The organism is Pseudorhizobium xiangyangii (assembly GCF_020531965.1).
Classification (GTDB): Bacteria; Pseudomonadota; Alphaproteobacteria; order Rhizobiales; family Rhizobiaceae; genus Neorhizobium; species Neorhizobium xiangyangii.
On record NZ_JAJAWH010000032.1, the window covers coordinates 35,043 to 41,602 of the forward strand.

Sequence of the window (6,560 nt, forward strand, 5' to 3'; positions counted from 1 at the left end):
CTTCCCGATGGACGTGATATTTCCCGAAATGAGAAAATGCAGCATGGAAACATCCCTACAGAAACGCCTCCGCACCCGTATGGATATGCTCGGTTTGAACGCGCTTCAGACCGCGAAAAAGGCTGGCCTCGGGGACAGCTACGTTCGCGATATCCTCCGCGGGAAGACACGCAGCCCCAACGTCGAGAACATTGCTAAATTAGCCTCCGCTCTGGACACCACGCCGGATTGGTTTTTTACTGATAGCTCGGAGGAGCAGACCGTGAAACGGGCGAGTACCGTTATCGGTCTGGACGTTATTGGTAAGATCCAGGCAGGAAATTGGGTGGACCGAAGCATCATCGATGAACATGCAGAGCACGAAATAATTCCCGTAGCCCGAGACGCACGATTCCCGCACGCTCGCCAGTACGCGCTGCATGTCGAGGGCGATTCGATGGATCTCGAATATCCCGATGGCAGCTATGTGACATGCGTGGATTTCTGGGACAGCGGCGTCACGATCAAGGACGGGCATATCCTGCATGTGGAGCGGCATAACGGCCCACTGGTGGAAATGACCCTGAAGGCTGTTGAGACTATTAACGGCGTCCAGATGCTCGCCCCTCGCAGTTCCAATCCGAAACACAAGCCCATCAAGATCGAGGGCGACGTCGGTACGGAGATCCTTGTGCGAGGCATCGTGACCGGCAGCTATAAGCGAACGATCATCTAAATTCGTATGGACAACCGTGGTCCGTATGATTTGACCGATTCATACGGACAACCGTGGTCCCTCCTTACGCGTGCGCGCGCGCCCTAATACTCATGGGGTTCTACCCCATACCCCGCAAGGAACTTCGTCCCTTGACCCAGCGCAGTCGCTATCGCGCCTGCCGTAACCCCGATTGAACGTCAAATCTCGAGGTTAGGTTAACGCTTCTTCTTTTGAGAGGGGTTGTCGGAAGTCAGCGGACGTTGATGCCGGTCAAGTCGCTCGGCACAGCGAGGCGTACTCGCCTGCCCTTCACCTTTTTGCCGCCCTTATTGATCCAGTGTGTTTCCGAGAGAATCAAGCCTGCCTGGCGCAGCGCCCGCAGGTCGCGCTGGATGGTTTTCACGGTGCAGTTACCAGCTTCCAGAGCAATTTCTTCGTCGGTCTTCAGGCACTCGCATGTCTCAAAATCGAACGCTTCGTCCATGATCGCGACGACGCGGAACGATCCCTTTGACCGCTGCAGAACCTGCATGGCGATGTGCCGCCAGTCTTTGAATTGCTGGACCCTTTTGATCCCGGAATCTTCCCAGCGATACGGGTAGCGAATCGCTTGCACGCGCGGCAGTTCGCGATGCTTTCCAGACAGTCCTGCTTGAAAATTTTCCGGCTTCATTCCCAAACACATACGGGACGTTTCCCGAAGAAGCAAGATAATTTCGGGATTATTCCCTTGCATTCGGGATTTGTCCCGCGTATGTTGTCCCTATCGAAAGCGGAACGAAGACGGCCCAGCCAGATCTTCCGCCTCAAGGAAACGAAGGGAACGGGAATGATAGATTTCGAAGCAATGGAGCGTCGGAAAGTCGAGTGGCAGTTGTTTGCCAAGACCGGGTTTATCCCCGGCATTGATCCGGCAGACCTGAAAATCGGAATGAAGGTCACGATCTCGCCAAATCTTATGATCCACGACCGCTCTTACACCGGCGAAATCCACGAGGTGGTCGCGGTCAATACCACCCATGTCCAAACCCGCATCCCCGACTATCGGGACGGCCAGACGCGCCTCGTGATGCTGATGGTCCATGAGCATCACTTCTATGACGCGACCGGTTTCGAAGCCTGAACCATCAGGGGAAGTGCAATGACCCCCATCCACCTGACAGCGATCAATCTCAGGAGAATGCACATGCGACATTTCAAGCAAGGCCCAGTCATTCGCCAAGACGAGCAGCTTATCGTCATCGTTGAGCAGGAGCTAAATCACCTCCGCGAAATCTGGAGAGGCAGCTTGGAGATCGAGCGCCAGACGTTCCAGACCTACGACGACGTCGCGAAGTGCATTCGCGATACCGCCGACTGCAGCATCATGAAGGTTCTTCGGGTCTGCATGTCTGACGGGTCTGTCGAGTGCATCACGGAAGAGGTCGTTGATGCGGCCAACCGTTGGACGTTCAACGAGCAATCCGACCGGCCCGTCTACAACGCCGCTCGAGAGCACTCCACGCTTTCCCACCGTATTCAGGGGATCGCGTGATGAAAGGCGTTAACCCCAGAGATATCTACCTTTCCTTCTTGGACACAGAGCTATCCAACGGCGAGAGGTTCATAGTCCGCAACAGCGACTGTGCTCCCTTCATAAAAGAGACCGAGCAGCCTGAGTGGTATGTCCGCAACGCCATCCTTAAGGCTGCCACGGATGCGCACAAAGAAACCATTGTCGCCCACAGGTCCGCCCTCGCCGCCAAGGATGCCGAGATAGAGCGGCTGAAGGCTGCGCTGGCGCCGTTCGCTGATGTTGCCGAAAACGACATTGGTGAAGACGAGACAGATCAAGACATCTTCCGTCCGATGGACCGCCACAACCGCGCTCCGCGTCTTACGGTGGGCAACCTCCGCGCAGCCAGTGCCGCCCTAGCAGGAGGCTCCCATGGCTGACTGCTGCCCAATGAACGCCTTTGCCGAGACATGCGAAGACGGCGTCTGCAAGTCCAAGGCTCAACCGCTCGGCCGGTTCGCAAAGTCCTCGGACATGACCGGCGTATTCACCCCCGGATTCCGTCACATCCTCACCGTCGCAATCGGCATGGGCGCTATAGCCGCCGCCGTATTCGTGCCGGTCTACCTCAACAAACACTACGCGGGGCAGGACCGCGCCAACCAGGAGCATATTCATGCCAGCCGATAACACATCCGGCATCACGCTCAACCCGCACGTCGAGGCTCTCAAGGAGCGGTTCAAATTTATCCCTGATGGGGTCTACTTCGGGATGGCGGATCACGTCTACCATTCGGACCCAGCTCTTGGATCGACCGGCATCAAGAAGCTGATCGACAACGCCCCCGACTACTGGTGGGATTCCCCGCTCAACCCGGCGCGACCGGAAGACGACGATACACCCGCGAAAATCTTCGGCCGTCAGTTCCACCAGTGTGTTCTGGAAGGCGTCGACAAGTTCAAGGCCCACCACGCTCCACAGCACCTTCCCGGCAACCGGAAGGACGGCATGGAGGAGATTGCGAAGATCAAGGCCGACGGCAAGGTGCCGGTCAAGTTCAAGGACTGGTCGAAGATCCTGGCAGCTGCAGCCTTCATCAAGGCGAACAAGACACTCGCCAATGCCTTTGAGGGCGGTGTGCCTGAGGTCTCGGTTTTCTGGACCGAAGACGGCGTTCGCTACAAGTGCCGGTTCGACTACCTGAAGACCAACGTCATCACCGACTTGAAGTCCCTCGCCAATATGCACGGCAAGGAATTCGGCAAGGCATGCCGTGATGCCATCGCCAGCTACGATTACATCGTATCGGCCGAGCATTACCGTCACGGTAGGATGCAGATGGCCCACCTCATCCGCGAGGGCAAAGTCTACAACGTCCCGGATGAGCAAATGCCGTGGCTGATCAACGTCGCCGGCAACAGGACATTCTGGTTTGTGTTCGTCTTCTACCAGAAGGACGGCGCACCGATTTCGCACGGCATCAAGCTGTCGCCTGAAAATCCGCTGTTCGGCTATGCGCGCCAGATGATCACCAAAGCGATCGGCAACTACACCCGATACATGACCGAGTTCGGGACTGACGCCGCTTGGGTACCCACCACACAGCTGGACGAACTCACCGATACCGACTTGCCGGTTTGGTACCAGCAGCGCCTCATGACGGGAGAATGAGAATGAACCAGATCACACCGAAGCTGGGCGCTCAGGTCGCCATCACAGGAGGCGACAACGGATTCGCCGTCACGCCTCAAACCCTCAGCGACATTGTCGAGTTCGCCAAGTTCATGTGCCAGTCGAACGCGGGCATCCCTCAGTATCTGCGCGGGAACGCGCCGGACTGCGCCGCTATCACCATGCAGGCGCTCAAGTGGAATTTCGACCCATTCTCGGTCGCTCAGAAGTCCTACAAGGTGAAGGACGTTCTCGCCTATGAAGCGCAGCTGATCGCCGCCGTGGTCAACACACGATCGGGCATCAAGGGCCGGCTCAAGTACACCTATGACGGCGAGGGAAACACCCTCACCTGCACCGTGACAGGCATTCTGGAGGGCGAGGAATACGCCTACACCTCGCCGTCGGTCGGCTCGATCACCACGAAGAATTCTCCGCTTTGGAAGACGGACCCACAGCAGCAACTCGGGTACTACTCGGCCAGGTCATGGGCGCGCCGTTACACGCCGGAAGTTCTGCTTGGCGTGTATGACCGAGACGAAGCTGAAGACTTCCGCGGACCCGATAAGGCTAAGGACGTCACACCGGCATTCGATCCGTTCTCTGATGACGTCTATACGCCCCCACAGGAGCCTCAGGGCGGCAATCGGACGTGGACGGGTGACATCAGCGCCGACCAGCCCCACGACGCTCTCACGGGCGAAATTCTGGACCCCAATTCCGACGACGACGAGACCCCCAGCACGTCGGACACTGGCAACGACTCCCCTGCGTTGCCAGACAGTGAGGAGGAGGGTGATCCCGTCCCATCCGCCTCCTCGACCACGTCACGCGATCCAGAGATCGAACGGCTGATCCAGTACGCCAAGGACGTTCTGCCCATGGCTGGCGATCCAGACACGAACGGCGCGGCTCTGTCCGTGATCGAGAAGGAATGGGCTGCCGAGATCAAGGCCATGTCCGCCGCCAACCAGGAGAAGGCCAAGGGCATCTCCAGATCGATGCGGGCAATTTTCAACGGTCAAGCAGACATGGACGCGGCGATCCAATTCCATGCCGAAGGTCTCGGATGCACCGTCGAGGATCTGGGAGGCAAGGCCAATGGCTGAGCAGATACCCGAAGACATCATGCAGGCGGCAGAGGATATAATTGCGTCCGCTCAGTCTCAGATCACAATCGAGAAGATTGAGCGGGCTGTGGACGGCCAGAAGATGATCCGTGATGTCTATGTCACCGAGATTGCGAGGGCCATCGTTGCCGACCGCCAGCGCGACCAGTGGCAACCGATAGAAACCGCCGAGAAGAATGGTCTTCCGGTCTACCTCGCATGGAACCCAGAAGATTGGACAACTGGCGAAGGATTCTACCGGGACGGTAAGTGGGTAGTGGTGGCGACGTATTACAGCCGGCATCACAAAGACCCGCCATACGAGATGCGAGAACTCATCGTCACCCCTGTCATGTGGCATCCTCTCCCGGACGCTCCGAAAGGCGGTGCGACATGAATCTCTCATGCGTGCTCCGCGCAATCCGCGGCTGGTGCGCTTGGAAAGGTGCCCAGTCCAACTCTCGGTACATCGCACGGCAGCGGAAGGGGGTGCGGTCATGAGTCGTCGTGAGTTCACCAAGAAGACCATGCGCGAGGCTCTTTCCCGCTCGGGCTATAAATGCGAGGCCGTCGGCGCGATGTACGGACTTGAGCCGGGGCGCCGATGCAATTCGGATCTGGCTTACGGCGTGGAGTTCGATCACATCGTTCTCGATGCCAACTCCAAGGATAACAGCCTGGAGAACTGCGCGTCCGTTTGCATCAAGTGTCATCGCTGGAAGACGGCCAACCACGATATCCCGATGGCGGCGCGAACAGTACGCATGCAGGACAAGGCTCGCGGCGTGAAGAAGAAGTCGCAGCCGATCCCAGCCAACAGCACACTCCGCACCCGCGAGCCGCGAGACCCGAACAAGGGCCTTCCTCCGCTCCCCAATCGCTCACTCTACGAGGCAAAGCCATGAGCTACCAAGACGCATGCAACGAACTTCGCCGAATCCGCAAGGTGCGAAAGATCGGCGTTCGGCAGATGGCCGGCGAACTCGGCATTTCACCAGCAACGCTTTCCCGCATCGAGAGCTACAAGCCTATCTCGCTCGACGTGGCTCGGAAGATTGGCCCGTGGGTTGGTGAATGCCTGTGCTGCGGCGAAAAGCTGGGAGTTCAGCCATGAACACAGACAAGGCAATGGTGACGGACGCGAGAATTTCCCTGATCGCCAGCAAGATTGGTGGCGGCTCGACATTTTCTGAAGATGATCGCCTAGAGATGGCTTCGACCATCTTCGCAGCTCTCACCCTAGAGCGAGGGGAAGCGGAGCCGGTGGCGGTGAAGCCGCTGGAGTGGGTTGAGGGTCCCCAAGGGCACTACACGGATTATGCCCAGAGCCTTCTTGGCCAATGGTCCACGTGGGAAATCTCGGGGCATGCCTATTACCGCGCTCCTGAGATGCACTGCGGGAAACTCTCTGGGTCATCACTAGAAGACGCAAAAGCCGCCGCCCAATCCGACTACGAGACCCGCATCCTCTCCACCCTCTCCAAGCGAGGGGAAGCGGAGGAGACGCCAGCGAAGATGCAGAGTGACGCAATCCTTGAATTGCTCGACCACCCATCGCCCGTGCAGCATTTGGTGGGACCGGACAGG

At 58.0% G+C, this 6,560-nt stretch carries 11 protein-coding genes and 1 pseudogene; 10 read left to right on the top strand and 2 right to left on the bottom strand.

Translation table 11 applies throughout. From position 1 onward, the window contains the following. Positions 1–7: 7 nt before the first annotated feature. Positions 8–715 (top strand): LexA family protein, encoded by a 708-nt coding sequence (locus LH464_RS21455; RefSeq protein ID WP_226788458.1) that lies wholly within the window; start codon positions 8–10, stop codon positions 713–715. A 232-nt stretch (positions 716–947) separates the two neighbouring features. On the opposite strand, the gene LH464_RS21460 is transcribed toward LH464_RS21455, so the two are convergent. Next, positions 948–1,370 (bottom strand): hypothetical protein, encoded by a 423-nt coding sequence (locus tag LH464_RS21460; protein ID WP_226788459.1) that lies wholly within the window; start codon positions 1,368–1,370, stop codon positions 948–950. Between the two features lie 156 nt (positions 1,371–1,526). Here LH464_RS21460 and LH464_RS21465 point away from each other — a divergent pair, with 156 nt between their 5' ends. Then, the gene (locus LH464_RS21465; RefSeq protein WP_226788460.1) at positions 1,527–1,820 is read left to right on the top strand and encodes a hypothetical protein; all 294 of its coding nucleotides are present in this window, start codon (positions 1,527–1,529) and stop codon (positions 1,818–1,820) included. A 63-nt stretch (positions 1,821–1,883) separates the two neighbouring features. After that, the gene (locus LH464_RS21470; protein ID WP_226788461.1) at positions 1,884–2,231 is read left to right on the top strand and encodes a hypothetical protein; all 348 of its coding nucleotides are present in this window, start codon (positions 1,884–1,886) and stop codon (positions 2,229–2,231) included. A gap of 50 nt (positions 2,232–2,281) precedes the next feature. On the opposite strand, the gene LH464_RS21475 is transcribed toward LH464_RS21470, so the two are convergent. Beyond that, positions 2,282–2,530: a hypothetical protein gene (locus LH464_RS21475; RefSeq protein ID WP_226788462.1), complete on the bottom strand. Its 249-nt coding sequence runs from the start codon at positions 2,528–2,530 to the stop codon at positions 2,282–2,284. A gap of 94 nt (positions 2,531–2,624) precedes the next feature. Between LH464_RS21475 and LH464_RS21480 the strand changes: the two genes are divergently transcribed. The 7 genes and pseudogenes from LH464_RS21480 to LH464_RS21510 form a co-directional block, all read left to right on the top strand. Then, positions 2,625–2,882 carry a hypothetical protein gene (locus LH464_RS21480; RefSeq protein WP_226788463.1) on the top strand — a complete coding sequence of 86 codons (258 nt, stop codon included), beginning with the start codon at positions 2,625–2,627 and terminating at the stop codon, positions 2,880–2,882. Further along, entirely contained in the window at positions 2,869–3,864 is a 996-nt protein-coding gene (locus LH464_RS21485) for a PD-(D/E)XK nuclease-like domain-containing protein (RefSeq protein WP_226788464.1), read from the top strand. The genes LH464_RS21480 and LH464_RS21485 overlap by 14 nt, the downstream gene beginning before the upstream one ends. A 2-nt stretch (positions 3,865–3,866) precedes the next feature. After that, the gene (locus LH464_RS21490) at positions 3,867–4,973 is read left to right on the top strand and encodes a recombinase RecT (RefSeq protein ID WP_226788465.1); all 1,107 of its coding nucleotides are present in this window, start codon (positions 3,867–3,869) and stop codon (positions 4,971–4,973) included. Further along, complete coding sequence (locus tag LH464_RS21495; protein WP_226788466.1) at positions 4,966–5,370, top strand: hypothetical protein; 405 nt, start codon at positions 4,966–4,968, stop codon at positions 5,368–5,370. Before LH464_RS21490 ends, LH464_RS21495 begins: the two co-directional genes overlap by 8 nt. Positions 5,371–5,470: 100 nt before the next feature. Further along, a complete protein-coding gene (locus LH464_RS21500) occupies positions 5,471–5,878 on the top strand; it encodes an HNH endonuclease signature motif containing protein (RefSeq protein ID WP_226788467.1) in 408 nt (135 codons plus the stop codon). Further along, complete coding sequence (locus LH464_RS21505) at positions 5,875–6,087, top strand: helix-turn-helix domain-containing protein (RefSeq protein WP_226788468.1); 213 nt, start codon at positions 5,875–5,877, stop codon at positions 6,085–6,087. Before LH464_RS21500 ends, LH464_RS21505 begins: the two co-directional genes overlap by 4 nt. Then, a pseudogene (locus tag LH464_RS21510) lies at positions 6,084–6,560 on the top strand (hypothetical protein); the annotation flags it as partial. The gene LH464_RS21505 and the pseudogene LH464_RS21510, both read left to right, overlap by 4 nt.

Bases quoted from the DNA above. Each gene is read 5' to 3' on its own strand.
- LH464_RS21485 (WP_226788464.1), top strand. From the start codon at position 2,869: ATGCCAGCCGATAACACATCCGGCATCACGCTCAACCCGCACGTCGAG.
- LH464_RS21505 (WP_226788468.1), top strand. From the start codon at position 5,875: ATGAGCTACCAAGACGCATGCAACGAACTTCGCCGAATCCGCAAGGTG.
- LH464_RS21460 (WP_226788459.1), bottom strand. From the start codon at position 1,370: ATGAAGCCGGAAAATTTTCAAGCAGGACTGTCTGGAAAGCATCGCGAA.
- LH464_RS21480 (WP_226788463.1), top strand. From the start codon at position 2,625: ATGGCTGACTGCTGCCCAATGAACGCCTTTGCCGAGACATGCGAAGAC.
- LH464_RS21455 (WP_226788458.1), top strand. From the start codon at position 8: ATGGACGTGATATTTCCCGAAATGAGAAAATGCAGCATGGAAACATCC.
- LH464_RS21470 (WP_226788461.1), top strand. From the start codon at position 1,884: ATGCGACATTTCAAGCAAGGCCCAGTCATTCGCCAAGACGAGCAGCTT.
- LH464_RS21465 (WP_226788460.1), top strand. From the start codon at position 1,527: ATGATAGATTTCGAAGCAATGGAGCGTCGGAAAGTCGAGTGGCAGTTG.
- LH464_RS21490 (WP_226788465.1), top strand. From the start codon at position 3,867: ATGAACCAGATCACACCGAAGCTGGGCGCTCAGGTCGCCATCACAGGA.
- LH464_RS21495 (WP_226788466.1), top strand. From the start codon at position 4,966: ATGGCTGAGCAGATACCCGAAGACATCATGCAGGCGGCAGAGGATATA.
- LH464_RS21500 (WP_226788467.1), top strand. From the start codon at position 5,471: ATGAGTCGTCGTGAGTTCACCAAGAAGACCATGCGCGAGGCTCTTTCC.